The following is a 25,438-nucleotide window of genomic DNA, read 5'->3' as shown; positions in this document are numbered from 1 at the left end:
ATAAGATGCATGGAAAAGTGAGAAAAAGGGGTGGCTGTTTATGAGTACGGCAGGTCTATTTTCAATTTTTTTAATCGGGATTGCTTCTAATTTAGATAATGCAGGTGTTGGGATTGCATATGGCATTCGTAAAATTCGAATTTCGTGGCTTAACAATTTTATCATCGCATTTTTTGGGTTTTTATTTACTTTGTTAGCTGGATTTTTTGGGAACTGGATAGCGTTATTTATTTCAGAGTTTACTGCAAACCTGATTGGAGCAATCGTTTTAGGAATAATCGGGATGTTTATTTTGTGTCAGCCTTTCTTGGGGCAAAGAAATACTGTAGGTTCTAACGATGGTAATGTACTTATGGGAATTTTACGTGATCCAGAAAAAGCAGATTTTGATGGTTCTAAAACAATTAGTTTTTCAGAAGCAATTGTTTTAGGGATTGCATTGTCTATTAATAATATTGCAGGTGGATTTGATGCTGGGGTAACAAACTTGAATCTGTGGCTTACAGCAACTATTTCTGGGGTGTTTAGTTTTATTTGTATTAGTGGTTTTGCGTATGTAGGAAAAAGATTTTTAGCAGCATACTTAGGGAAATGGGCTACTGTTATTGCGGGCATGCTATTAGTTTTTATTGGGATAGATCAGTTATTGTAACATACAATGTTCGAGCATTTCCTCGGAAATATTCGAATGAATTGCATATATCGACACCGGATGCGCAATTACCGAAACGTTACTGCTTTTATAAATATTAAAGCACCTACATAGGTGCTTTTTTAACGTATATCTTCAATTAATTGTTCCGATTCTTCATGCATACTGTACTCACTTAACACTTGAATGCAAAGCCACTTTAATTCTTCAATAGTATGTTCAAGTTCTTCAGGAAGCACATGATGAATGTCTTCAAGTCCCATTCCGAAGTGGATGAGTTCAAGTACTTGATCATCGATGTTTCGATCCATTAGTAGTTCAAGCACTTCTAAATTGAATATGTATCGGTGAGCTTCATCGAGTGAAACAACTTTTAACTTCAAGCTTTCTACAATACTCAATATAAAAAGGAGAATTGTTTTTTCAAGAACAGGCTGTTTTTCCATTTGAAATATTAGTTTCATCTTTCACACCTCCACATATAGCGCTAGGTTGTACTATATTATTCAGGAGGGGGGAGCAAATATGCATGATATAGAGAAACTTTCAGTACGGTTTTTGTAAGGATATGGATAGCTGATAAAATTGAGGGTTTTATGAAATAAAAAAATCCTGCTAGTATAGCAGGATAACTCTGAATTAAAAAATGCTCCAACCTTCTTGAGCAGAAAGAAGTTCAAGAATTTTAAAACCGGCGATACTATTTCCGTTTGCATCTAAAGCTGGTCCGAAAATACCAATTCCCATTTCTCCTTTTACGCAGCCGAAAATACCACCAGCTACACCACTTTTGGCTGGAATACCAACACGAATCGCAAATTCACCAGATTCGTTATACATACCGCATGTAACCATAAATGTTTTACAGATTTTTGTAATATGTTTAGGGATAATTTGTTTTTTCTTATATGGATCATAGCCATCCATCGCAAAAATTAAGCCGATACGCGCTAAATCGATACAGTTTACTTCAACTGCACATTGACGAGTGTATAAATCCATAAGTTCTTCGATGTCACAATCGATAATTCCGTTTTGTTTCATATAGTAACAAAGTGAACGGTTTAAGTAAGCTGTCTCTAATTCTGAATTGGCAACTTTAGAAGAATAATTAATAGTAGGATTATCTGTTATTTCACGTACAAAATGAAGGATGCGCTCCATTTTTTCTTCATTATCATTTCCGGTTAACATACTTGTAATAGCTAGTGCCCCTGCATTAATCATTGGATTAAGTGGCTTAGAAGGACTTGTCGTTTCTAACTTAATAATAGAATTAAATGGGTCACCAGTTGGTTCCATTCCAACTTTAGAAAATACATATTCTTCACCACGATCTAAAAGGGCAAGTGCAAGTGTAATTACTTTTGAAATACTTTGAAGAGTAAATAGTGTTTGTGAGTTGCCAGCATGGATGTATTCTGTTTCTTTATGGAAAATGGCAATCCCTAAATCAGCCGGATTTGCATTTCCTAGTTCGGGGATATAAGTAGCAAGCTTTCCTTTTTTCGTATATGGTTTTACTTGTTCTAACAACTGTTGTAAGTTGTTTGTTTCAATGCACTGCATAGTACCAACGCTCCTATTTCGAATTAACTACGTTTACTTTTCCCGATATGCTCGGAAATAAATAATAACATGAAAAGGTGGAATGATAAAACGAAAGTTATATGTACTATAGTAGGTATTTCGTTTCGAGTATTCTATATTAAAAAAGGATAATTTTCCTTTTATATAACAGTTTGGAAATAGGAGATTTATCCATAAAAAATTCGAAAATAAAAACTACACATCTATACAACTATATGTTATTATGGTTATGTAAATAGAAAGCGTTTTCTAAGGCGTACTTATAATGATAACGATTTCATAAATTTGATAGGGGGAATTAAAATGTTGCAGTTTTTACAACGTATTGGTAAAGCGTTAATGCTTCCAATCGCCGTACTACCAGCAGCAGGATTATTGCTTCGTTTAGGGCAACCGGATGTATTTGATATTCCTGTTATGGCACAGGCCGGCGCAGCGGTTTTTGATAATTTAGCACTTATTTTTGCAATTGGTATTGCAATCGGTCTTTCAGTGGATGGTAGTGGTGCAGCAGGTCTTGCAGGTGCAATTGGTTATCTGGTTATGAAAAACAGTATTGATGCACTTAGTAAGGGATATTCTACTGTAGAATTACAAGATAAATTAGGTAAAGTTCAAGATTTAATAGGCAATAGCGCAAATGTAGATCCATCTAAGCTGGCAGATACAATGACACAAGTATCTAAGGCCGCCGAATTATCGACTAAAGTGGATATGAAAGTTTTAGGTGGTATTATTGTCGGCGTTATAGCAGGATTCCTTTATAATAAATTCCATAAGATTAAACTTCCAGAATGGTTAGGTTTCTTTGCTGGAAAACGTTTCGTTCCGATTGTTACATCGGTTGTGATGCTAATATTAGGAATTCTATTCGCTCAAATTTGGCCAGCAATTCAAAATGCTATCGATGCATTAGCTCATGGAATTGTTAATTTAGGTGCAGTTGGTTCAGGTCTATTTGGTTTATTAAACCGTCTATTAATTCCAATTGGTTTACACCACGTAATGAACACATACTTCTGGTTCGTATTTGGTGACTTTACAAATGCAGCAGGTAATGTTGTAAATGGTGATATTGCTCGCTTCCTTGCAGGGGATAAAACAGCAGGTATGTTTATGACTGGTTTCTTCCCAGTTATGATGTTCGGTTTACCAGCAGCATGTTTCGCAATGATTGCAGCTGCTAAACCAGAAAAACGTAAAATGGTTACAGGTATGTTAGGTGGTCTAGCATTAACTTCATTCTTAACTGGTATTACAGAACCAATTGAATTCTCATTCATGTTCTTATCACCAGTATTATATGGTATTCATGCCGTGTTAACAGGTATTTCTTTATTTGTAACAACATCACTTGGCATTCACGATGGTTTCACATTTAGTGCCGGTGCAATTGATTACTTCTTAAACTTCGGTATTGCAACAAAACCAGTATTGCTAGCGGGAATCGGTTTAATTTACGCAGTAATTTACTTTGTAGTATTCTACTTCTTAATTAAGAAATTCGACCTAAAAACTCCTGGTCGTGAAGATGACGATGAGTTAGCTGAAGAGGATGATGCGCCAGTTGCAGGTTCAATTGGTGAAACTTACGTAGCAGCTTTAGGTGGAAAAGAAAACTTAACAGTTATTGATAACTGTGCAACACGTCTACGCTTACAAGTGAAAGATGCTGGTCAAGTAAACGAAGCAGCATTAAAACGTGCTGGTGCAAAAGGTGTTATGAAATTAAGTAACACGAGTGTCCAAGTTATCGTAGGTACAAATGTTGAATCCGTTGCCGATGATATGAAAAAACACGTATAAATAATGAGATAAGAGGATATCCCAAAAGATTGATAACATCAATTTTTTTAGAGGATATCCTCTTTTTTTGTTAACAATTTAACGGGAATCTTACTTTTGTAAATTTTCTTTTTCTTTTTCATACATATAGGTTGGTAATATGGGTAGTGCGTGATAAAGTAGGGATGACGTCGAATGGAATGTCAAAAATCTATGAAAAAGATCCGGAATGAATCTTGTGTAGTGGAATTAAATTATCGGTAAATAAGGGGAAAAAAGCAATCATGGATCAGGAAAAAAATAATGCGAATGGGAAAGCACGTCGGCCGATTGTATACATAAAAAGAACAATCATTCTCGTCTTACTATTTTCAGTTGTATATTTCATGTATACAAAAATTGTTGCGCATAATAAGAAAGAAGAAACTTTAAAAGCAGCAGAAATGAAGAAACAAGAAGAGCTAAAAAAGAAAGAAGAAAAGAAGAAGCAAGAAGCACAAAAACAAAAAGAGCAGGAAGAACAAGTAAAGCAAGTACAAGCTGTGGAAAAGCCTGCTGAGGGACCACCTCAAGAAATTAATGAAAACGCTCAATTAGATCAATATTTACAAAACGCAGGATTTAGCGGGACGGCTGTTATTGTGAAGAACGGAAAAGTTCTTTTAAATAAGGGATACGGTATGGCGAACAAAGAGAAACAAGTACCGAATAATTCAGAGACAACTTTTTATATTGGTTCTATTTCAAAGGCATTTGTAGCGACTGCTATTATGCAATTAAAGGATCAAAATAAATTAAACGTAGAGGATACGGTTGCAAAGTATATTCCAGATTTCCCTCAAGGTAATGGTATTCAGTTAAAACATTTACTAACACATACATCAGGAATCCCAGAGTATGAGCAGGGAACAGAGGATATTTCTCATGAAGAATTGATAAAACGAATAGGAAAGCAAAAGCGTGTTGGGGGTCCAGGAGAGAAATGGAAATATTCCGATTCGAACTATTCGATACTTGCCTACATCGCTGAGAAGGTAAGTGGACAACCGTTAGAAGAATATATTAAACAACATATTTTTGCTACTGCGGGTATGAAACATTCTGGTTTCGGTAAAGCGTTAGAGCAAACAAGGTTTCCATCGACAGGTTATAAAATAGTAAATAACAATATGACAACACCTAATATTCCAAGTATGTCACAACTATATGGTTGTGGTGATATATATACAAGTGCACATGATTTATATTTATTTAATGAAGCACTCTTCTCTGGGAAGTTAATTTCAAAAGAGAGCTATGATCAAATGTTTACAGGCGGAAAAAAAGATTACGGATTTGGTTGGTACGTAGACCCAGGTAGTTATTCAAATCACGGTGTAATGCCAGGATGGAATTGCTTAAATGGATTTAGTAAAAACGGAAGTGTGTATGTCGTTTTATTATCTAACATTCAAAACAACATTAAATCGTTTGGTAAAGTGAATAACGACATTTATACGATGTTGCGAAATATTGAAGTGTAAGAGGCTATCCTATTGGATGGTCTTTTTTTATTGAGGAAGTGTAGGGGGCAATGAGATAATGAAATAAAGTGAAACTTTAATCAGTGGGGGCCTTACTGCCAGTTAATGCGGGATAAATGGAAAAGGGGGGAGGGACATGAGTATACATAAGCATCACGCACGTAATGCAAAACGCATATTTTTTGTATCTGTCATTGTATGGATTATCGTCGCAATTGTATTAGTGATGGAATATAAAAAAGGAAGGCTGTTCACTTCGGAGAAAGAAAATCTGAAATTAATAAGTGTTGTACTACCAGAATTTGGATTATTAATATATAGTTTTATGGAAAAACGAAGGTCAAAAATGCTTAAACAGGAAAATTATAATATAGAGACTTCTGAATTATTTGAGCAAAAAAAATTTGTTGTTCGCAAAGAGGTAGGGGTATTTCAAGTAATAACGTACTTTGGATTAGATGGCAGTGCATTAGGATTTTTAAAAGAAGAGTATGATTTGGTTATTCAACGTGTATGGCAAGCTGTACTTTCGTTTCTTTTTAAGGGACTACATAAGCAACAATTTTATTTGTATAATCACTCGGGAGAAAAATTATTGCGTGTTCAAAAGGAGAAGGGATTACGCAATTTCTATACTTTTTCTAATGTAGATGGAAAGAAAATTGGAGAGTTGAAACAAGTATTAAGTTTAACAAAGTGGGAATGAATCTTTTTAGGGATGGATGGTAAAGAATTTAGTAAAGTGACTGGGGACCTTTCAGCAACAATGCAGAAAATAGATTGGCGAGATGGAACGCATATTGATGTAAAAGAAGATGGTATTCCTTTAGAAGCTGTTAAGTATTTCTCGGTAAGTGGTGGTTCACTTGTTACAGCTTCTATAAGTGAGCAGGCAGAATTACCACGAGCGGTTTATTACAGTGTCTCTGCGATAGTTACAATTAAAAATTAAAATATACAAAAAGATAGATGGGATACCATCTATCTTTTTTATGTGACTAGAAAAGATTGTTTCTTTGAAAATGTATGCCTTACCTATCACAAAAAAAGCCTGCTCTGTATACATTAAGATGTATGGATGTAATTTTTAAACTTTAAAAAATAATAGGAGGAGAAGTATATGTGTCTGTTCAAAAAATATTGGCATAAATTATCTCGATTATTTAATAGACAATTAGGCTATTTTTTAGATGACAAATTATTACCTGCTGTGGAACGAATTTTATTTTCGCAAAACTTTGCAAGGTTTATTCAAAGAAATTCAAAGAAAGCTACGGAAGAATTTATTGAATCAAGTCAATTTCAATCTATTATTTGTAACATATTAAAAGAATGTAATACATCACCGTTTAAAGAAATTGCAAAGCAATATTTAGGTAAAAACGTCGAAATTACTGTGACGGTTGGACAGCTAACAGGTGTGATTGTAGCAGTTGGTGATGATTTCTTAACACTGCAAGAAGGAATCGGAACTGAAGTTTTAGTACCATTTACAAGTATTATATCAATTAAAGAAGCGTAAGAAAGGAGATTTATATATGTTATTTACTGATGAATTGCGTAACCATGTTGGTGAGTTAGTGCAAGTTGTGACAGCTGTTGAAATTGTTGCAGGTATTCTGTTATCTGTGACAGATGGGGCAGTAAGTGTTCGTACTTCTCCTTCTTATGGAACACCGGAAGATGTAGTTGTGCGTACTCCTATTATTGCTTATGTTCGCTTGGAAGGGTAAGCGTGATACAAATATGAGAGTATCAGTTGTTATTCCAGCACATAATGAAGCGAGTACTTTATCACAAGTTTTAGTAGAAGTGGAGAAGCTCGAACCTTATGAAATTATCGTAGTTGATAATGGATCGACAGATGGGACAAAAGAAATAGCGTTACAACATCATTGCCATGTCATTTATTATCACTATTCTCTTGGCAATGATGTTGGACGGGCAATCGGAGCAAGAGAAGCGAAAGGTGACATTGTTTTGTTTTTAGATGGTGATATCGTCATTGATAGCAAAGAGTTGCAACGTTTCGTAAAAGGAATTCAGCAAGGCCACCAAATTTTTGTGAATAATTTAACATGGTCCGTTTATTTAAAGATGAGACCGCATTATACGACAGTTGGCAAGTGTATGTTGAATCGTTATTTGAATAAAAAAGATTTTGTTGTTGGATCTTTAATCGCAATTCCACATGCAATGAGTAGGGAAGTTATTCAGAAATTTGGTTGGTGGAATTTAGCAGATCCAGCGCTGTTTCAAGCGATGGCGATGTCTAGAGGAGTAGATATTGTCGATACGGCTTCGGTCGATGTTATTCATACAAATAAAGTGCGTCCTGTGCATACTGGTACATCACCCGATTCGCCTTATCCGAAAGCGACTAGTCGTATTATGGGAGATCATTTACGTGCTCTGCAATACGTAATCGAAATATATGGTAAGCGTGGTGGTTTTTCGGAAGGAAATAGGGATAGAGGGTTTATAGGAAAGTATAAACCAGTTGTATTACAAAAGAAAAAAGCGAAATATAGTGCGATCATCCCCGTATCAGAAGAGAAAATGACGATAAGGTCTGTTATACAAGAAGTAAAAAAAGCAGGTGTAGATGAAATTATAGTGGTTGCGAATGGAGCTGATATTGAGACAAGTAAACAAGCAAAGTTAGAGAATGTGATCGTTATTGAATTCGAGGAGGCTCTCGGGCATAATGTGGCCCGAGCGATAGGCGCTATGCATGCCACGGCCGATATTTGTTTATTTGTCGATGGTGATTTTGTTATTCCGGGAAAAAAACTAATTCCATTTTTACATGCTATTGAAGATGGGTATGATGTGGCATTAAATGACTTACAGTGTTTATTAGATATGTTTCATCCGGCAGATCCAATTAGCATGGGGAAATATTTTGTGAATTTAGTAGCAAAACGACCAGATTTATGGAATAACTCATTAACGGCAGTACCACATGCTATGCATAAAAAGGTAATAGAACAAATAGGATATGACTCTCTCGTTATTCCTCCATTAGCTCAAATGAAAGCTATTTTGGAGGGATTTTCTATTACAGCAGTAGAATTTGTGGATGTAATAAAAACAAATCGAGTACGCCCAGAGCAACATGGATTTGTAAATGGACGTATTCCGGCATTTGACCGTATTTTCGGTGATCAACTTGAGGCGATTGCACATTTATTACAATCCACAGACGAACGCGGGAGTTTTACAGATGGAGAGCGGGATAGAAATATAATTCAACAATTGAGAAAGGAAGAAGAGAATACAAATGAATGTTAGTAGTACAGTTGCCATTATCGGATTAGGATATGTTGGCCTTCCTTTGGCAGTCCATTTTGCAGAGAGAGGACATACAGTACTTGGATTAGATAAAGATACTAGAAAAATAGAATCAATTGTAAAAGGAGAAAGTTATATTCCGGATGTTTCTTCTAAATTGTTACAAAGTTTATTGGCTAAAAAAAAATTAATAGTAAATACACCGGATCAAGGTATTGCTGATTTTCAAAATAGTGATTATGTTATTGTCACTGTCCCGACTCCAATTAATGAACAAAGAGAACCAGACTTAAGTGCCCTCATTTCAGCTTCGCATTATATACAACAAAACCTTCAAAAAGGACAAACCTTCATTTTCGAAAGCTCCACATATCCAGGTACGCTCGAGGAAGTTATTATTCCGATTGTTTCTCAAGGCGGCCAAAAGGTAGGAGAAGATTTCTATATCGGATATTCTCCTGAGAGAATTGATCCAGCAAATAGTCAATATTCCGTTCAGGATATTCCAAAGGTTATTAGTGGACAAACTGAACAGTGCAAACAAAAGGTACAGGATTTATATAGCACAATTTTCGATGTAGTCGTTCCTGTTAGCTCTCCAAAAGTAGCGGAAATGTGTAAGTTATTTGAAAATATTCAGCGCCTAGTCAACATTTCATTAGTAAATGAGTTAAACACACTATGTGAAAGTTTAGGAATTGATTTTTATGAGGCGCTTGAAGCTGCATCTACAAAACCGTTTGGATTTACCCCATATTGGCCAGGACCAGGAATAGGGGGACATTGTATTCCAGTAGATCCTTTATATTTCCAATGGAGAATAAAAAAGAATGGGACAATTAGTAAATTAATTGAAGCAGCACATGTGATTAATGAAGAAATGCCAGAGAAAATAGTCCGGAAAGTAAAAGGCATGGTGCAATCACCTGCATCAGTTTTAATTGTAGGAATTGCGTATAAGAAAGATGTAAATGATTTGAGAGAATCACCGGCTTTACCAATTATTGAATTGTTAATAAAAGAAGGATATGAGATAGAATATCACGATCCATATATTTCTTCTACAAAATTTGGAGATAAGTTGTACCAATCTGTTTCTTTGGATGAACAAGTCATTAAACAAGCGGATTGTATTTTAATTTTAACTGATCACTCTAATATCGATTGGAAGCTTTTTAAAGGAATGAAGCGAGTAATAGATACACGTGGAATTATAAAGAAGGTGAGTGTATGAGTAAGAAATGTTTAATTACAGGTGGAGCAGGATTCATTGGATCGCATCTAGCCGAAGAATTGGTGAAAAGAGGAAATGAAGTCACGATTGTGGATAACTTCTATAAAGGAAAAAATAAATATCATGATGAGTTAATGAAAGAAATTCGGGTTATTCCAATAAGCGTTTTAGATAAAAATTCTATTTATGAATTAGTAAATCAACATGATGTAGTGTTTCATTTAGCAGCAATTTTAGGTGTGAAAACGACAATGGAAAAGAGTATAGAGCTTATTGAAACGAATTTTGATGGAACGAGAAACATTTTACAAGCAGCGCTAAAAGGAAAGAAGAAAGTAGTCTTTGCGTCTACTTCAGAAGTATATGGTAAGGCAAACCCACCCTTTTCTGAAGAGGGGGATCGATTATACGGGGCAACTTCTAAAATACGTTGGAGTTATGCAGTGTGTAAAACGTTAGAAGAAACATTATGTTTAGGCTACGCATTAGAAGGTTTACCGGTAACGATTGTTCGTTATTTTAATATTTATGGTCCAAGAGCGAAAGATGGTCCGTATGCAGGGGTAATCCCACGATTTATCAGTGCAGCCCTACAAGGAGAAGACATTCTCGTATATGGAGATGGAAAGCAGACACGTTGCTTTACGTATGTAAGTGATGCGGTAGAGGCAACGATTCGAGCAATGGATGAGAAGGTAAATGGTGAGATTATTAATATAGGTTCTGAGAACGAAAAGAGTATAAAAGAAGTAGCAGAAGTAATTAAAAAGCTAACGAAATCTTCTTCAAAGATTGTCCAAGTTCCTTTCGAAGAGGTATATCCACATGGTTTTGAAGAAATTCCAAATAGAAGACCAGATGTAACGAAATTAAAAGAACTTGTGCAGTTTCAAGCGACAATAACGTGGGAACAAGGATTGAAAGAAACTATTAAATGGTTTCGTGAAGAAAACAATGGCTAAGTCGCTGTCGGTTATTATACCTGTATGTAATGAAGCGGATACGATTTCAGACGTTATTCAATCGGTAAAAGGATTGAATCCAGTAGAGGTTATTGTAGTAGCAAACGGTTGTGATGATGGTACAGAAGAGGTTGCTGATCGTTTAGGGTGTAAAGTAATCAAGTATACAGAGCTACTAGGGAATGATGTTGGCCGTGCGGTTGGTGCAAAACATGCGATAGGTGATGTATTACTATTTATAGATGGAGATTTTGCTATTCAAACTTCAAAATTACAATTATTCCTGAATCCAATTTTACATGATCAAGCCGACATCGTTTTAAATAATTTGGACGCATTATTTTTAAAGAAACAAAAACCGCACTCTGTGACAGTATGGCGCCAAATATTAAATGCAATGTTAGAGCGTGAAGAGTTAAAAATTGATTCTTTATTATCTGTACCTCATGCGTTGACGAAAGAAGTTGTTCAAAGCATTGGATATGAATGTTTCGTTAATCCTATTGTAGCTCATTTACGCCTAGTACAAAGCAAATGGAGAATGAGTCGTCATTGTGCAATTGACGTTATTACGCCGAATAAATTTCGGCCAACCGAGCATGCTGCGTATGGAACGGGTCTTTCTCAATCTGAAAAACGGATGATAGGTGATCATATAGAAGCTGTAGCGGAGCGAATAGTAGGCAGTGATGAGCGCGGAGGGTATTATGATGGAAATAGGAAAAGAGAGTGTGTCTATCATACTTTAAGTTTCGAAGATTTTTATCAAGGATGGGGCGTTACATCTAAGTTGTATAAAGGAAAGCAATTATCGGTCATTATTCCTGTACAAGATGAAGAGAAAACAATTGGAAACGTAATAGAAGAGCTTCGCAAAATTGAACCTTTTGAAATTATCGTTGTTGTAAATGGTTCATCTGATAAAACAGCAACGATTGCAAAAGACAAGGGAGCAACAACAATTGTATATAAAGAAGCACTGGGTAACGATGTGGGGCGTTCACTTGGAACTTATTTCGCCAAAGGAGAAATTGTGTTATTTATAGACGGTGATTTTGTTATTCCAGCTAGTGAGCTATATCCATTTGCAAAAGCTATTGCAGATGGAATGGATGTCGCATTAAATGATCTAAATCATTATTTAGATTTAAGAGTACCGCTTCATCTTGTAACTGCATTTAAATATGCATTAAATTTAGCTTGTGATAGAAAAGATTTAGGAGTAGGCTCTCTTATCGCTGTACCGAATGCGTTTAGCCGTAAGTGTTTGAAAGAAATCGGGTATAGATCTTTACTGTCACCTTGTGTAGCCCAAGTGAAAGCTATTCTGTCAGGATTCGAAATTGCGTGTGTAAGTCGTGTAGAGGTCGATAAGATGAATCGCATTCGTCCCAGTGAACATTTTGCAAAAATAGGTCATCCTCCAGCTGTTTTGCGAATTATAGGTGATCATATAGAAGGATTAGAGCAATTAATTGTATTAGAAGGCAGCCGTGGTGGATTCTATGATGGGAATAGAAAAAGAGATGTTTTAGAGTAGTAACAAAAAAAGTGTACAACATATGTACACTTTTTTGTTCTGTTATAAAAACTATAACAGATTAGGAGATAAGAGTATTACAGCTCTACAATGGGTATTGTTCTTATATTACAAAATAGGACTCGTATATAAGGATACCAAAAAAATACAATTAAGGAAAGGGTTAATTATAAAGACTTTTAAGTGAAGTTAACACTACGCATATAGTAGTTTGCTCAACTTTTCACAAACATGTCACAACTATTTCGTTCACTTTAGCAAAAAAGTAGTATTCTAAGTGTGTAAGCTGTTATATAAAAAATCTTAGTCCTGTACTAATCAAAAATGGAGGAGATTAGGATGACTCAAGTATTAGAAAATGTTAAAAACGCATGGGAAAACTTTAAAGGTGAAAAATGGAAAGCAGAGATTGATGTTCGCGATTTCATTTTAAATAATGTAAACGTTTTCGAAGGGGATGAATCTTTCTTAGCGGGAGCAACTGAAGCAACGAAACAACTTTGGGATCAAGTAATGGATTTAACAACGAAAGAACGTGAAAACGGTGGCGTTCTTGATATGGATACAAAAATTGTTTCTTCTATTACATCACATGAACCAGGATATTTAAATAAAGATATTGAAAAAGTAGTTGGTTTCCAAACTGAAAAACCATTTAAACGTTCTTTACAACCATATGGTGGTATTCGTATGGCGGAACAAGCTTGTGAATCTTATGGATACGAAATGGATAAAGAACTTAGCAGTATTTTCAGAGACTGGAGAAAAACGCATAATCAAGGTGTATTTGATGCATATACACCAGAAATGAAAGCGGCTCGTAAATCAGGTGTAATTACTGGTCTTCCAGATGCATACGGACGTGGACGTATTATCGGTGACTACCGACGCGTAGCATTATATGGTATTGATCATTTAATTGAAGTGAAAAAAGCTGATTTGAATTTAACTGGCGGTGTAATGAGCGAAGATACAATGCGTTTACGCGAAGAGTTATCTGAGCAAATGCGTGCACTTCAAGAGTTAAAACAAATGGCTGCTTCTCATGGCTTTGATATTTCTAAGCCTGCAAAAAATACACAAGAAGCATTCCAATGGTTATACTTCGCATATCTTGCAGCGATTAAAGAGCAAAATGGAGCTGCAATGAGTCTTGGACGTACTTCTACATTCTTAGATATTTATATTGAAAGAGATTTAGCAAATGGTACTTTGACAGAAGAAGAAGTACAAGAAATAGTGGATCACTTCATTATGAAATTACGTCTTGTGAAATTTGCAAGAACACCTGATTATAATGAATTATTCTCTGGTGATCCAACTTGGGTAACTGAGTCTATCGGTGGTATGGCATTAGATGGACGTGCATTAGTAACAAAGAACTCATTCCGTTTCTTGCATACATTAGATAATTTAGGACCAGCTCCAGAACCAAACTTAACAGTTCTTTGGTCTAAACAATTACCGCAGAACTTTAAAAACTACTGTGCAAAAATGTCTATTAAAACATCAGCAATTCAATATGAAAATGATGACATTATGCGTGCTGACTACGGTGATGACTACGGAATTGCTTGTTGTGTATCTGCAATGAGAATTGGTAAACAAATGCAATTCTTCGGCGCACGTGCAAACTTAGCAAAAGCATTACTATATGCGATTAACGGTGGTAAAGATGAAAAATCTAAAGCACAAGTTGGTCCTGAGTACGCACCTATTACTTCTGAAGTATTAGATTATGAAGAAGTTATGCATAAGTTTGATATGACAATGGAATGGTTAGCGGGTCTATATTTAAACACATTAAATGTTATTCATTACATGCATGATAAATATAGCTACGAACGTATTGAAATGGCACTTCATGATACAAATGTTCTTCGTACAATGGCAACAGGTATCGCGGGTCTATCTGTAGTAGCAGACTCGTTAAGTGCAATTAAACACGCAAAAGTAAAACCAATTCGTGATGAAAACGGTATTGCAGTTGACTTTGAAATCGAAGGAGATTTCCCTAAATACGGTAACAATGATGACCGTGTAGATGAAATCGCTGTAAATCTTGTAAAAACATTTATGAATAAACTTCGTAAACATAAAACATACAGAAATTCTGTTCATACAATGTCGATCTTAACAATCACATCTAACGTTGTATACGGTAAGAAAACTGGTAACACTCCAGATGGTCGCCGTACTGGAGAACCATTTGCACCAGGTGCGAACCCAATGCATGGCCGTGATACAAAAGGTGCATTAGCTTCATTATTATCTGTAGCTAAATTACCATATGAAGATGCACAAGATGGTATTTCTAATACATTCTCTATTATTCCAAAAGCACTTGGTAAAGAAGATGATGTACAAGTACGTAACTTAGTATCAATGCTTGATGGTTATGCAGTAAAAGAAGGCCATCACTTAAATATTAACGTATTTAATCGTGAAACATTAATGGATGCGATGGAACATCCTGAGAAATATCCACAATTAACAATTCGCGTATCTGGTTACGCTGTAAACTTTATTAAATTAACTCGTGAACAACAAATCGATGTAATTAATCGTACAATGCATGAAAGTATGTAAGTGAAAAAGTGTCCCTCTGCTTTTTATAAATAGCAGAGGGAGGCTGCTTCAATAAAGGAGGAAGTAACATGATAAAAGGAAGAATTCATTCTGTAGAGTCTTGTGGTACTGTTGATGGCCCAGGAATTCGTTATGTCATATTTACACAAGGGTGTTTATTACGTTGTCAATACTGTCATAATGCTGATACGTGGGAGATCGGTAAAGGAAAAGAAATAACAGTTGAAGAAGTAATGCAGGATGTGACATGTTACCTTCCTTTTATTGAAGCTTCTGGAGGCGGTATAACAGTTAGTGGTGGTGAACCATTATTACAGCTAGATTTCTTAATTGAATTATTTAAGAAATGTAAGGAAGTTGGAATCCATACAACAATTGATTCTTCGGGTGGTTGTTATTCTGAAGAACCAGAATTCCAAAATAAGCTAGATATTTTAATGGATTACACAGATTTAGTTTTATTGGATTTGAAACATATTGATTCAAAGAAACACCGTAAATTAACAGGGAAACCAAATGAACATATTTTACAATTTGCTCGTTATTTATCGGATAAAAATAAACCAATTTGGGTAAGACACGTATTAGTTCCTGGTGTTACGGATAATGAAGAGGATCTACAAAAATTATCTAGCTTTATTCAAAGCCTGTCTAATGTTCAGAAGGTTGAAGTGCTACCATATCATAAGCTTGGTGTATATAAATGGGAGGCACTTGGGCATAAGTATCCACTTGCGAATGTAGAACCACCTACTGAAAAAAATGTAGAGCAAGCAAGACATATTTTACAAGCAGTCTAATCCAAATATTGGATTAGGCTTTTTGCTTTCTTTACAATAAAACCTAGAGTATGTATATAGAAAAGAGTATACTGAAAATAGAATATCCATATTTTTGTAAGGAATAAGTGGAGAAATTTACATAATTGTAAAGGGAAATCAAAATAGTAAAAAGAATTAAGAAGTAAAAGAGTGAGTATCATGGAATAGAGAACATTTGTAAGTTATTGCGAAAGCTCTTATAGGAAAGTATAATGTAAAGATATGAGCACAGATAGGATTAAGGGGTCAATCTTATATGCTTTGCATATCCACGACAGGTACATAGCTGAAAGAGAAGTATTAGAATCTGTTTATGTAATTTTTAAGGAAAATGTTTTTCCTATTGTCGTATATGCAATATGGAGAAACAATAAGCTAGGAGTGGATTTGTTTGATAAAAAACCCCAAGGTTTTAATATTAACTGCACATTACGGTAATGGTCATGTGCAAGTAGCGAAAACATTAGAACAAACATTTCGCCAAAAAGGAATTAAAGATGTAATTGTATGCGATTTGTTCGGAGAATCACATCCAGTTATAACCGATATTACAAAATATTTATATTTAAAAAGTTATACAATAGGAAAAGAATTATACCGCTTGTTTTATTATGGCGTAGAAAAAATTTATGATAAAAAAATAGCATCTTGGTATGCGAATTTTGGAAGAAAACGTTTGAAATTACTTTTACAAGCAGAGAAACCGGATATTGTTATTAATACTTTTCCGATCATAGCTGTACCAGAGTTAAAAAAGCAAACAGGTATTTCAATTCCTGTGTATAACGTATTAACGGATTTTTGTGTGCACAAAATATGGATTCATCGGGAAGTAGATCGTTATTTTGTAGCAACTGATCACGTAAAAAAAATTATGATTGATATTGGTGTGCCCGCGGAGCAAATTGTTGAAACTGGAATTCCGATTCGTAGTAGTTTTGAGCTGAAGATCAATCCAGACATTATATATAATAAATATCAGTTATGTAAGAATAAAAAGATTTTACTAATTGTAGCAGGTGCTCATGGGGTATTAGGAAGTGTAAAAGAACTATGCCAATCATTTATGTCAGTACCTGATTTACAAGTAGTTGTCGTTTGTGGAAAAAATGAAGCGTTAAAACAGGATTTATTAGGGGTTCAGGAAAAAAATCCTGATGCATTAAAAGTATTTGGTTATGTTGAAAATATCGATGAATTATTCCGTGTTACTTCTTGTATGATTACGAAGCCGGGCGGTATTACGTTAAGTGAAGCGGCAGCATTGCAAGTACCTGTCATTTTATATAAACCTGTTCCAGGACAAGAAAATGAAAATGCGATGTACTTTGAAAGAAAAGGCGCTGCAGTTGTCATTCGTGATGATAGTGAGGTTTTTGCAAAGACAGAGGCGTTATTGCAAGATGATATGAAGCTTCTTCAAATGAAAGAAGCGATGAAAAGCATTTATCGTCCGGAGCCAGCTGGTCATATTGTGGATACAATTTTGACAGAAAACCATGTAGAACCGAATCATATACCTATTAAATCACCTGCTCTTGCACAATTATTTACTTAATATGAAACCCTCTTTTATATGTTTAAAGAGGGTTCTTTATTGTTTTATAAGATAAAGTGGTAACTTATCCACATGAAGATTGCGCTTTCATTAAACAGTAAAGTCGAAATATTAACAACTATATCCACATTATCCACAATTTTTAGAAAAATATCCACAATTCTAACATTTACTATGCGTCACAACATATAAACTTGTGAAGGGTTTGTTGAATTTATTCACAATTCTATAAATTGTGTGGATAACGTTATCCACACAAAAAAGGTTCCTTATTTATAAGGAACCTTTTTTGTCTATTCTATCACGTAGAAAAAATATGTAATGAGAATGAATAATTAGGGGGGAAAACGTCTAATTATTCATTCTCACTTTAAATACTTTTCGAGCGATAACCCGCTGCGCGATCTGCTTTGCGAAATTCTCGTTGGTAGAGAACTTCTTGTGTACTAGATAATGTGTTTTTTGTTTTGTCACGTTTCTTTTTATCCATTACAAATCACCTCGTGTCCTAAAGTCACTATCTATCGTTTCCAAAGACATGGGGTGATATACGTATATGGCAAAATGTTAATGATTAATTATCTTTTCTAAAAATTTAGATTACGCTTCTTTTAATTGGTGAGCATCTTGGAACGTTGTATCTCGCATTGTAGCAAGTGTATATTGATCTTTTGGGATTTCATATAAGTTATATACTTCTTCATTTGCGTTAATTTCATCATAAACGGCTTTTCTTGTTTCGTTTGCTAGATTTACATATTGTAGTTTTTCGGCAGCTTTAATAGAACGAATATTTATTTTACGAATACGCATAAAGATTGTTTCAATATCTAATTCATAGAAAAGTTCACTAAAAAATGAATCTTTCGCCAATTTATTATAGCCTTTTCCATGATAGGGTTTGCCAAGCCATGTTCCGAGAAATCCGGCTTTTTCTTGCACATCAAATAAAGTAATTGTTCCGATAGGGTTACCCCATTCATCTAAAATTGTGCGTGAAATTAATTCCCCACGCTCTTCAGCTTCAATCGTTTGTTTCGTTAAAAATAAATACTCCTCATAAGAATAAGCCTTTTGACGCACAAAAGGGAAGACAGCTGGGTCCACCATTAACTCGTATAGAACGTGGCTGTCGTGTAAGTCGCGTTTTTTCAACATACTAACTCCTCCTCACACGAGGGTAGCATGACGAAAAAACACCCCACCCTCGAAATTTTTATATCAATCTTTAAAAAATTTCGGGGTGGGAATCGAACCCACTAGAACCAGTTTCTAACGCTGGTGGCGCACCATTTGCCTTCCCCATTCATCAATTTGAAAATGATAATCACGACACAAATTGATTATGGTTTCATTCAGTTTATAATCGTATAATACTTTATCTAGTCAAAAAAATAAACTAGTTTTTTTTATTTTTTTTGTAAATTATTTTTCCGTCAATCATGGTTAGTACAGGCTTGGCTAAATAATGGAAAGGATGATGAGTCCATAACACGAGATCAGCGTCTTTTCCAACCTCAATGCTTCCAATTCTATCCTCTAAACGTAAATTTCGTGCTGGAAATATAGTGATTCCTTCTAGTGCAGTTTTTTCGTCTAATCCTTCTCTTACTGCGACAGCAGCACAAACATTTAAATATTGAATTGGTGTATAAGGGTGATCTGTTGTTATAGAAACTTCCACTCCATTTTTCGATAATATATGGTAAGTATCCCATGTTTTGTTTTTAAGTTCGATTTTAGAACGGCGTGTAAGAGTGGGGCCAACTGAAACCTTCAAATTGTGTTTCGAAAGCTCTTCAACAATAAAGTGTCCTTCTGTACAATGTTCAATGCGTAAATCGAGATTGAACTCTGTTGCAAAGCGTAGAGCAGAACTAATATCATCTGCTCGGTGAGCGTGGATACGTACAGGTATTTCGCGGCGTAATGCTTTTAAGATAGGAAGCATTCGAAAATCAGCTTCATGTCCGTAGTGCTGTGCTTCATAGAATGATTCCCGAAGTAACCCCATAATTCCCATACGTGTTATGGATTCTTTTGTTCCATTACTATGGACCTTTTTAGGATTTTCTCCAAAGGCAATCTTTAAGCCGGCAGGTTCTTGAATAATCATATGATCAATACAAGTTCCAGCTGTTTTTATTACACAAGTCGTACCACCGATAATGTTTTGACTTCCTGGCATAACGTGAACAGTTGTGATTCCGTTTTGTACAGCATCTTGAAATGCAATATCAAAAGGGTGGATTCCGTCCAAAGAACGGATATGTGGTGTTGAAACTTCAGATGTTTCATTTGCATCATTGCCAGCCCAACCAGTACCTTCATCATAGAGACCAAGATGAGTATGGACATCAATAAATCCAGGTAAAAGATGAAGAGCACGAGCGTCTATAACTGTCATATCTTGAGTGGGTTGAATGGAAGGCTTGACCTCGGCAATTCTTTCTCCTATAACGAGTACATCCCCTTGAAATTTTTGGGATGTAATAGGATAGACAATGGCTTGTTTGAGCAATATTTTCATAGGTACCTCATTTCTGTTACTTTACAATGTTAATGGAATTTAAGGGAAAGTAACTGAAAGGTTATTTGTGTAATAATGCTCCGGATTCTAGAAAATGAAAGTTTTGAAAGGGGGCCCTGTAAAACTGTGTTTTAGAAGTACTACATTGTATGCGAAAGTACATTTTGTAATGCATGGTCTATTGCCGGAAATGTGTATTGATACCCATGTTCAATTGCTTTACTAGGTAATACATGTTGTCCTTCGAGTACAAGTATACTCATCTCACCCAATAAAGTGTGAAGCATAAATGAAGGGACAGGTAACCAATGAGGTTTTTTCATTATAGTTGCAATGGTTTCTCCAAATTCCTTCATTTTTATAGGTAGGGGAGCTGTGATGTTAAAAGGGCCATCAATTTCTTCTTTGTGTATGATGAAATCAATTAGGCGAACGACATCGTCTATATGAATCCATGATAACCATTGGTTTCCAGATCCAATTGTACCTCCAATATAGAATTGATAGGGGAGTAGCATTTTGGGAAGAGCTCCTCCGTCTGCGCCTAATACAACTCCAAGTCTTGCGTAGATTGTTCGCATTCCATGAGAACGTGCTTTAGATGCTTCTTGTTCCCATGAATATACTGTATTTGCTAAAAAGTCATTTCCAGGAATCTCATGCTGTTCTGTAAAAGACTCAGTTTCAGACGTTCCATAGTATCCAATAGCACTTGCGTTAATAAATGTATTTGGCTTTGTACCAAGTGTTTGCAATTGTTTAATGAGTCCTTTTGTTGTTTGAATTCTACTGTTTAAAATGGATTCCTTTTGTTTCTTTGTCCATCTACTATTAATAGACTCTCCAGCTAGATTAATAACTACATCGATAGAAGAGAGGGGGAAGGTTTGTAAATCTGGTGTCCATTGTACATACTGAAGGTTAGGGTGGGAAGTTTCAGTAGTTTTGTTTCGAGTAAGAATGTAAACATTATATCCTTTTTGAATAAAAAAAGTAGAAAGGTATTTACCGATAAAGCCGGTACCACCAGAAATTGCGATTCTCACAATTATTTCCTCCTCATTATATATATTCTTGAAAAGCAAAAACGTTCCTTGACTATGTTAAAATAATAGAGAGGTGAGAGTATGGCTGTCATTACAAAAATAGAAGTGCAAAAACGATCGAAAGAACGGTTTAATATTTATATTGATAAAGGTCAAGGTGAAGAATACGGATTTAGTGTGGATCAAGTAATCTTAATGAAACATGGATTACAAAAAGGGTTAGAAATTGATGAACTAGCGTTAGGAAATATTTTATACAATGAAGAGGTACAAAAAGCATATTTACAAGCAATTTCCTATCTATCCTATCAAATGAGAACAAAAAAAGAAGTAGAAGACTATTTACGAAAAAAAGAAGTGGGACAGGCCGTCATCTCTGAAGTCGTTTCGAAATTATTACATGATCGATATATTAATGATAAAGAGTACGCTGTTTTATATACGCGAACGCAAAGTAATGTGAATCGAAAGGGTCCAACTGTTATTAAAAGAGAGTTATTAAATAAAGGTGTTCAGGATCTAATCATTACACATAGTTTACAAGAATATCCGAAGGAAAAGCAAATTGAGAATGCTTTACTTCTTATAGAAAAGAAGAAAAGGTCTTATCAAAAGCATTCCTTTTTACAAATGAAGCTAAAGTTAGACGAAATGCTTGTTCGTAAAGGATATTCTAGAGATGTGATTCAAATTTGTTTGGAAGAATTGAAAGACGAAAAAGATGACGAACAGCAACAAGAAGCGTTACACTATCATGGGAATAAATATTATGAGAAATATAAGAAGTATGATGGATGGACATTTGAAAATAAGATGAAACAAGCGTTATATCGCAAAGGATTCTCTATTGATGAGATAGATATATTTTTGCAGATGAAACGTGAAGAGGGATGAGGGGAATAAGATGAATATGCCAAAGCGCTACAGTGAAATGACACCACATGAGCTAAGGGAAGAAATTGGGGTTTTGAAAGAGCAAGCAATAAAGGCAGAGCAGCTTGGTATTGTAAATGAGTTCGATGTATTAATGCGAAAGATGGCAATGGCTCGTGCTTATATGACTGATATCAATAAATTTCATATTGGTGAGACATATGAATTAGTAGAAGAACCTGGTATATTATTTGAAATTACGTATTTCAACGGGGTATTTGCTTGGGGACATAAGCAAAATGATAATGAAGAGATTGGAATACCGATTTCTTTATTACAAGAAAAATGAAAACCAGAGAGCGAATATCTCTCTGGTTTTCATTTTTGGTAGGCGTTACAGGAGATAGGAGATTCTAAAATTGGCGTTTTTTACATTCATTCGCCAGTATAATGAGAGACTGGGTTTGTTGCGTCTGTCCGTTAACTTGCGCTTTTGCATGTTTCGGACGAGTCCACGTATGGTTAAATAATTCAGAACGACTATCTAAGCGATCACGGTAGCTCATCTTTATCACCTCGTGTAGGAAGTTAATTTTTTAGGTTGTACCTGTACTATTCTTCCTGCTGATTTGCAGCACGCATACGTTCTTGTGGGTGCGTGTTAATTGTGCCGTTAGGTCGTTTCGAAGCGAAGCGTGATTTCGCTTTCGGTTGACCATCGATTTTGCTGTTGTTTTTTGACTCAGACCAAAATTCGGCTTGTTTACCCATTGCGAACGCCCTCCTCATCATCAGTTGATACCTCTTTAAGAAGTATCACTTATAGAATGTGCAAAATAGAAGAAACTATCCTTTAGAAATTAAGGGAATAAATAGGTAAAAGGAGAATGGAATATGAATGATATTCACGAAACATTAACAAAAGAACTATTAGACAAAAATGACAAACTTTCTTACGCACAAGCTCGTGCGTGGGTTGAATTATTGTGGGAAGACTTTCAAACAACTTATGCTAAATCAGGTCGTTATCAAGGTGATGAAATGACTGAACAAGTGGTACGAACATGGATTAATAATCATGGAGGTCGCCTTCATGAAATGCGTACAAATAATCCGAAATATAGCCATTTAATCAATCAAGAAGATCATTTGAAACATTAAAAAAAGCGACTTAAGTCGCTTTTTTTAATGTGGAAGTAATTCCAGTTTTTTTCGAAGTTTTTCTTCACTAAAAATCCATCCTGTATAGGAACTAATAATATTTAAATTGTGGTCGAGTTGAACGATTGCAACGAATGGATAATAATCTTTACTGCGATAGCGCAAATCAATGAAGCGAACTTCGTAATAATGATCATAATCGAAAATGTCCCAGCGATACACAGGAGAAAAAGATAGAAATGCTGAGATGTTTTCATCTTGTTTAGCTGCGCGCATAATAGCATTATCTGGGAACGGTATCCGGTCGAACTTATCATAGACCATGATGTTACCACGATGCCATCTAGCAACGTAGTAATAATCAGTTGTAACGATTGCTAAATGATAATGATAAAATCTGTAAGAAGGGGAAATGATTATTTTCTCCACATGATTGAAACGTTTATATACGATGCTACGTATGTTTCTATGCATCATAATCCGTCCGATATAGTAAACAATCATCAATATATACGCTGCTAAAGCAGTATACCCTTTATGGGAGCCTACGAGCATACAAGCAATCGCGAGTAGGTGGATAAAGAAAATGACGGTATCAAATGTATTAATGATGCCGAGTGCTACCCATTTTTTTGTGAAGGGCCGTAATGCCTGTGTACCGTAGGCGTTGAAAATATCTACAAAGACATGAAGAAAGACGGCAATAAATGACCAAAGTAGTAGATGCAAATATGGAGCGTCTGAAAAGAAGGCGAAAGAGATGCCACTTATAAGGAATGACCAAAGAATCACTGCAGGAATGGAATGAGTAATCCCGCGATGATTTCTTATATATTTAGCGTTATTACGCAATTTTAAAACTGTATCGATGTCAGGAATATTGGAACCGGCAATTGTAGCAAACATAACTGCTTGTGGCCCAATATCACTTTGTGCTATGGCTGGATCTAACGTTGCCAAACTGCCTAGAGTAACGCCCATAACAAGGTGAGTGGCTGTGTCCATAGAAATTCACCTCCGTTTTTTATTAATGTAACTCTTTTTATTCGATACCTCAAGTCCTTTGCCTTCTATTTCCTATGTCATCTTACTTAAATTTTTTCCTAAAATCTTTATAATAGTACTTATATGCAAAAAAATGAGGGGGATCAAGTTTGACACTTGAAATATTAAATAATTTTAACATAGAGCAGTTTCAAAATGATTTAATTGGTTGGTTTGAAAAAGAGCAACGCGACTTACCGTGGCGTAAAAATAAAGATCCATACCGCGTTTGGGTTTCGGAAATTATGTTGCAGCAAACAAGGGTAGAAGCTGTAAAACCATATTACGCGAATTTTATGGGGAAGTTTCCTACTCTAGAGGCTTTGGCAAATGCTGATGATGAAGAAGTGTTAAAAGCATGGGAAGGTTTAGGGTATTATTCTAGAGCACGAAATTTACATGCGGCTGTAAAAGAAGTGAAAGAAGTATACGGCGGGATAGTACCGAGTGATGTAAAGAAAATTGAAAAGTTAAAAGGAGTTGGCCCATATACAAAAGGTGCTATTTTAAGTATCGCATATGGTATACCAGAGCCAGCAGTTGACGGAAATGTTATGCGTGTATTATCTCGCATTTTATCAGTATGGGATGACATTGCAAAACCAAAGACTAGAAAAGTGTTTGAAGAGATTGTGCGTGAAATTATTTCAGCTGAAAATCCATCTTATTTTAATCAAGGTTTGATGGAGTTAGGTGCACTAATTTGTATTCCCAAAAATCCAGCATGCTTACTTTGTCCTGTACGTGAACATTGCAGGGGATATGCTGAAGGTGTTCAAAAAGAACTACCAGTAAAAAGTAAAGCGAAAGCTCCTACAATGGTACCGATTGTTGCAGGAGTACTTCAAACAGAAGATGGTCGTTACGTCATTAATAAACGTCCAAGTACAGGGTTATTAGCTAACATGTGGGAGTTTCCAAATGCTGAACTTGGGGAAGGGATTCGGAATCAGAAAGAGCAGCTTATAGATTATATGAAGGAAAAATTTGAGCTCTCGATTTCTATTGAAGAATACGCAATGAATGTACAACATACATTTACTCATCGTACTTGGGATATATTTGTATTTTACGGAAAAGTAACCGGTGATATTGTTGAAACAGATACATTGAAATTTGTATCGAAAGAAGCTTTTGAACAGTTACCTTTCTCTAAATCGCATCGTACGATTTATGAGAGTTGTGTTGAGAAAATTACAATGCAATAAACAAAAAAAGTGTTCCCTAGATTGGGAA

26 protein-coding genes and 1 pseudogene are annotated in these 25,438 nt (G+C 35.4%); 18 read left to right on the top strand and 9 right to left on the bottom strand.

The genetic code is table 11. The features are described 5' to 3' along the window. Positions 1-40: 40 nt before the first annotated feature. Positions 41-652, top strand: coding sequence for a manganese efflux pump (locus ILS93_RS25455; protein ID WP_098102471.1), 612 nt, complete (start codon positions 41-43; stop codon positions 650-652). Between the two features lie 122 nt (positions 653-774). Here ILS93_RS25455 and ILS93_RS25450 read toward each other — a convergent pair whose 3' ends face one another. After that, the gene (locus ILS93_RS25450; RefSeq protein ID WP_000766602.1) at positions 775-1,116 is read right to left on the bottom strand and encodes a DUF3969 family protein; all 342 of its coding nucleotides are present in this window, start codon (positions 1,114-1,116) and stop codon (positions 775-777) included. Positions 1,117-1,291: 175 nt separating this feature from the next. Further along, positions 1,292-2,221: a glutaminase A gene (glsA, locus tag ILS93_RS25445; protein ID WP_001149843.1), complete on the bottom strand. Its 930-nt coding sequence runs from the start codon at positions 2,219-2,221 to the stop codon at positions 1,292-1,294. 69 nt (positions 2,222-2,290) lie between these two features. On the opposite strand from glsA, the gene ILS93_RS29015 reads away from it, so the two are divergent. The 13 genes and pseudogenes from ILS93_RS29015 (at position 2,291) to ILS93_RS25380 (ending at position 17,548) form a co-directional block, all read left to right on the top strand. Further along, a complete protein-coding gene (locus tag ILS93_RS29015) occupies positions 2,291-2,374 on the top strand; it encodes a transcriptional regulator (protein WP_081257449.1) in 84 nt (27 codons plus the stop codon). 171 nt (positions 2,375-2,545) lie between these two features. After that, positions 2,546-4,048, top strand: a complete 1,503-nt coding sequence (gene nagE, locus ILS93_RS25440) for an N-acetylglucosamine-specific PTS transporter subunit IIBC (RefSeq protein WP_064477256.1) — start codon at positions 2,546-2,548, stop codon at positions 4,046-4,048. A gap of 263 nt (positions 4,049-4,311) precedes the next feature. Then, entirely contained in the window at positions 4,312-5,550 is a 1,239-nt protein-coding gene (locus ILS93_RS25435) for a serine hydrolase domain-containing protein (protein WP_088046945.1), read from the top strand. 136 nt (positions 5,551-5,686) lie between these two features. Then, positions 5,687-6,502: pseudogene (locus tag ILS93_RS25430) on the top strand (sugar ABC transporter ATP-binding protein). Positions 6,503-6,670: 168 nt separating this feature from the next. Continuing rightward, positions 6,671-7,072, top strand: coding sequence for an LSm family protein (locus ILS93_RS25420; RefSeq protein WP_098102473.1), 402 nt, complete (start codon positions 6,671-6,673; stop codon positions 7,070-7,072). 16 nt (positions 7,073-7,088) lie between these two features. Beyond that, positions 7,089-7,283, top strand: coding sequence for a hypothetical protein (locus tag ILS93_RS25415; protein WP_098102474.1), 195 nt, complete (start codon positions 7,089-7,091; stop codon positions 7,281-7,283). A gap of 13 nt (positions 7,284-7,296) precedes the next feature. Continuing rightward, positions 7,297-8,844, top strand: coding sequence for a glycosyltransferase family 2 protein (locus tag ILS93_RS25410; RefSeq protein WP_229135727.1), 1,548 nt, complete (start codon positions 7,297-7,299; stop codon positions 8,842-8,844). Then, the gene (locus tag ILS93_RS25405; RefSeq protein ID WP_098110749.1) at positions 8,834-10,078 is read left to right on the top strand and encodes a nucleotide sugar dehydrogenase; all 1,245 of its coding nucleotides are present in this window, start codon (positions 8,834-8,836) and stop codon (positions 10,076-10,078) included. Before ILS93_RS25410 ends, ILS93_RS25405 begins: the two co-directional genes overlap by 11 nt. Further along, the gene (locus ILS93_RS25400; protein WP_222661581.1) at positions 10,075-11,040 is read left to right on the top strand and encodes an NAD-dependent epimerase/dehydratase family protein; all 966 of its coding nucleotides are present in this window, start codon (positions 10,075-10,077) and stop codon (positions 11,038-11,040) included. Before ILS93_RS25405 ends, ILS93_RS25400 begins: the two co-directional genes overlap by 4 nt. Beyond that, positions 11,033-12,580 carry a glycosyltransferase family 2 protein gene (locus ILS93_RS25395; protein ID WP_064477262.1) on the top strand — a complete coding sequence of 516 codons (1,548 nt, stop codon included), beginning with the start codon at positions 11,033-11,035 and terminating at the stop codon, positions 12,578-12,580. Before ILS93_RS25400 ends, ILS93_RS25395 begins: the two co-directional genes overlap by 8 nt. 339 nt (positions 12,581-12,919) lie before the next feature. Continuing rightward, on the top strand, positions 12,920-15,169 hold the full coding sequence (pflB, locus tag ILS93_RS25390) for a formate C-acetyltransferase (protein ID WP_098102477.1): 2,250 nt from the start codon (positions 12,920-12,922) through the stop codon (positions 15,167-15,169). A 68-nt stretch (positions 15,170-15,237) separates the two neighbouring features. Then, positions 15,238-15,969, top strand: a complete 732-nt coding sequence (gene pflA / locus ILS93_RS25385) for a pyruvate formate-lyase-activating protein (protein ID WP_000589742.1) — start codon at positions 15,238-15,240, stop codon at positions 15,967-15,969. Positions 15,970-16,381: 412 nt separating this feature from the next. Continuing rightward, entirely contained in the window at positions 16,382-17,548 is a 1,167-nt protein-coding gene (locus ILS93_RS25380; RefSeq protein WP_064477264.1) for a diglucosyl diacylglycerol synthase, read from the top strand. 370 nt (positions 17,549-17,918) lie between these two features. Here the strand turns inward: ILS93_RS25380 and ILS93_RS25375 are convergent, their stop codons facing one another. The 4 genes from ILS93_RS25375 to ILS93_RS25360 all read right to left on the bottom strand — a co-directional run bounded on the left by ILS93_RS25375 (position 17,919) and on the right by ILS93_RS25360 (position 21,124). Beyond that, entirely contained in the window at positions 17,919-18,038 is a 120-nt protein-coding gene (locus tag ILS93_RS25375; RefSeq protein ID WP_000358487.1) for a YfhE family protein, read from the bottom strand. Positions 18,039-18,148: 110 nt separating this feature from the next. Beyond that, positions 18,149-18,706, bottom strand: a complete 558-nt coding sequence (locus tag ILS93_RS25370; protein WP_000914737.1) for a GNAT family N-acetyltransferase — start codon at positions 18,704-18,706, stop codon at positions 18,149-18,151. A gap of 241 nt (positions 18,707-18,947) precedes the next feature. Then, positions 18,948-20,078 (bottom strand): amidohydrolase, encoded by a 1,131-nt coding sequence (locus tag ILS93_RS25365; protein ID WP_000698308.1) that lies wholly within the window; start codon positions 20,076-20,078, stop codon positions 18,948-18,950. Between the two features lie 140 nt (positions 20,079-20,218). Continuing rightward, positions 20,219-21,124, bottom strand: a complete 906-nt coding sequence (locus ILS93_RS25360) for a TIGR01777 family oxidoreductase (RefSeq protein WP_064477265.1) — start codon at positions 21,122-21,124, stop codon at positions 20,219-20,221. Positions 21,125-21,205: 81 nt separating this feature from the next. On the opposite strand from ILS93_RS25360, the gene recX reads away from it, so the two are divergent. Both recX and ILS93_RS25350 read left to right on the top strand, forming a co-directional pair. Then, positions 21,206-22,018 carry a recombination regulator RecX gene (recX, locus tag ILS93_RS25355; RefSeq protein ID WP_088046950.1) on the top strand — a complete coding sequence of 271 codons (813 nt, stop codon included), beginning with the start codon at positions 21,206-21,208 and terminating at the stop codon, positions 22,016-22,018. Between the two features lie 10 nt (positions 22,019-22,028). Continuing rightward, positions 22,029-22,346 carry a YfhH family protein gene (locus ILS93_RS25350; protein ID WP_001057030.1) on the top strand — a complete coding sequence of 106 codons (318 nt, stop codon included), beginning with the start codon at positions 22,029-22,031 and terminating at the stop codon, positions 22,344-22,346. A 64-nt stretch (positions 22,347-22,410) separates the two neighbouring features. Here the strand turns inward: ILS93_RS25350 and ILS93_RS25345 are convergent, their stop codons facing one another. Next, a complete protein-coding gene (locus ILS93_RS25345) occupies positions 22,411-22,563 on the bottom strand; it encodes a YpzG family protein (RefSeq protein WP_000122093.1) in 153 nt (50 codons plus the stop codon). A 46-nt stretch (positions 22,564-22,609) separates the two neighbouring features. Continuing rightward, on the bottom strand, positions 22,610-22,768 hold the full coding sequence (locus tag ILS93_RS25340) for a small, acid-soluble spore protein K (RefSeq protein WP_000517891.1): 159 nt from the start codon (positions 22,766-22,768) through the stop codon (positions 22,610-22,612). Positions 22,769-22,891: 123 nt separating this feature from the next. Between ILS93_RS25340 and ILS93_RS25335 the strand changes: the two genes are divergently transcribed. Next, the gene (locus ILS93_RS25335) at positions 22,892-23,158 is read left to right on the top strand and encodes a YfhJ family protein (protein ID WP_000997857.1); all 267 of its coding nucleotides are present in this window, start codon (positions 22,892-22,894) and stop codon (positions 23,156-23,158) included. 24 nt (positions 23,159-23,182) lie between these two features. On the opposite strand, the gene ILS93_RS25330 is transcribed toward ILS93_RS25335, so the two are convergent. Then, the gene (locus tag ILS93_RS25330; RefSeq protein ID WP_064477267.1) at positions 23,183-24,163 is read right to left on the bottom strand and encodes a metal-dependent hydrolase; all 981 of its coding nucleotides are present in this window, start codon (positions 24,161-24,163) and stop codon (positions 23,183-23,185) included. 149 nt (positions 24,164-24,312) lie between these two features. Here ILS93_RS25330 and mutY point away from each other — a divergent pair, with 149 nt between their 5' ends. Beyond that, positions 24,313-25,410: an A/G-specific adenine glycosylase gene (gene mutY, locus ILS93_RS25325; protein WP_064477268.1), complete on the top strand. Its 1,098-nt coding sequence runs from the start codon at positions 24,313-24,315 to the stop codon at positions 25,408-25,410. Positions 25,411-25,438 lie beyond the last annotated feature (28 nt).

The sequence above is a fragment of the Bacillus sp. 16GRE42 genome (assembly GCF_019837435.1).
In the GTDB taxonomy this organism is placed as follows: Bacteria; Bacillota; Bacilli; order Bacillales; family Bacillaceae_G; genus Bacillus_A; species Bacillus_A wiedmannii.
The sequence above is the reverse complement of the archived record's forward strand: the minus strand, read 5'-3'. Positions and strand labels throughout refer to the sequence as shown.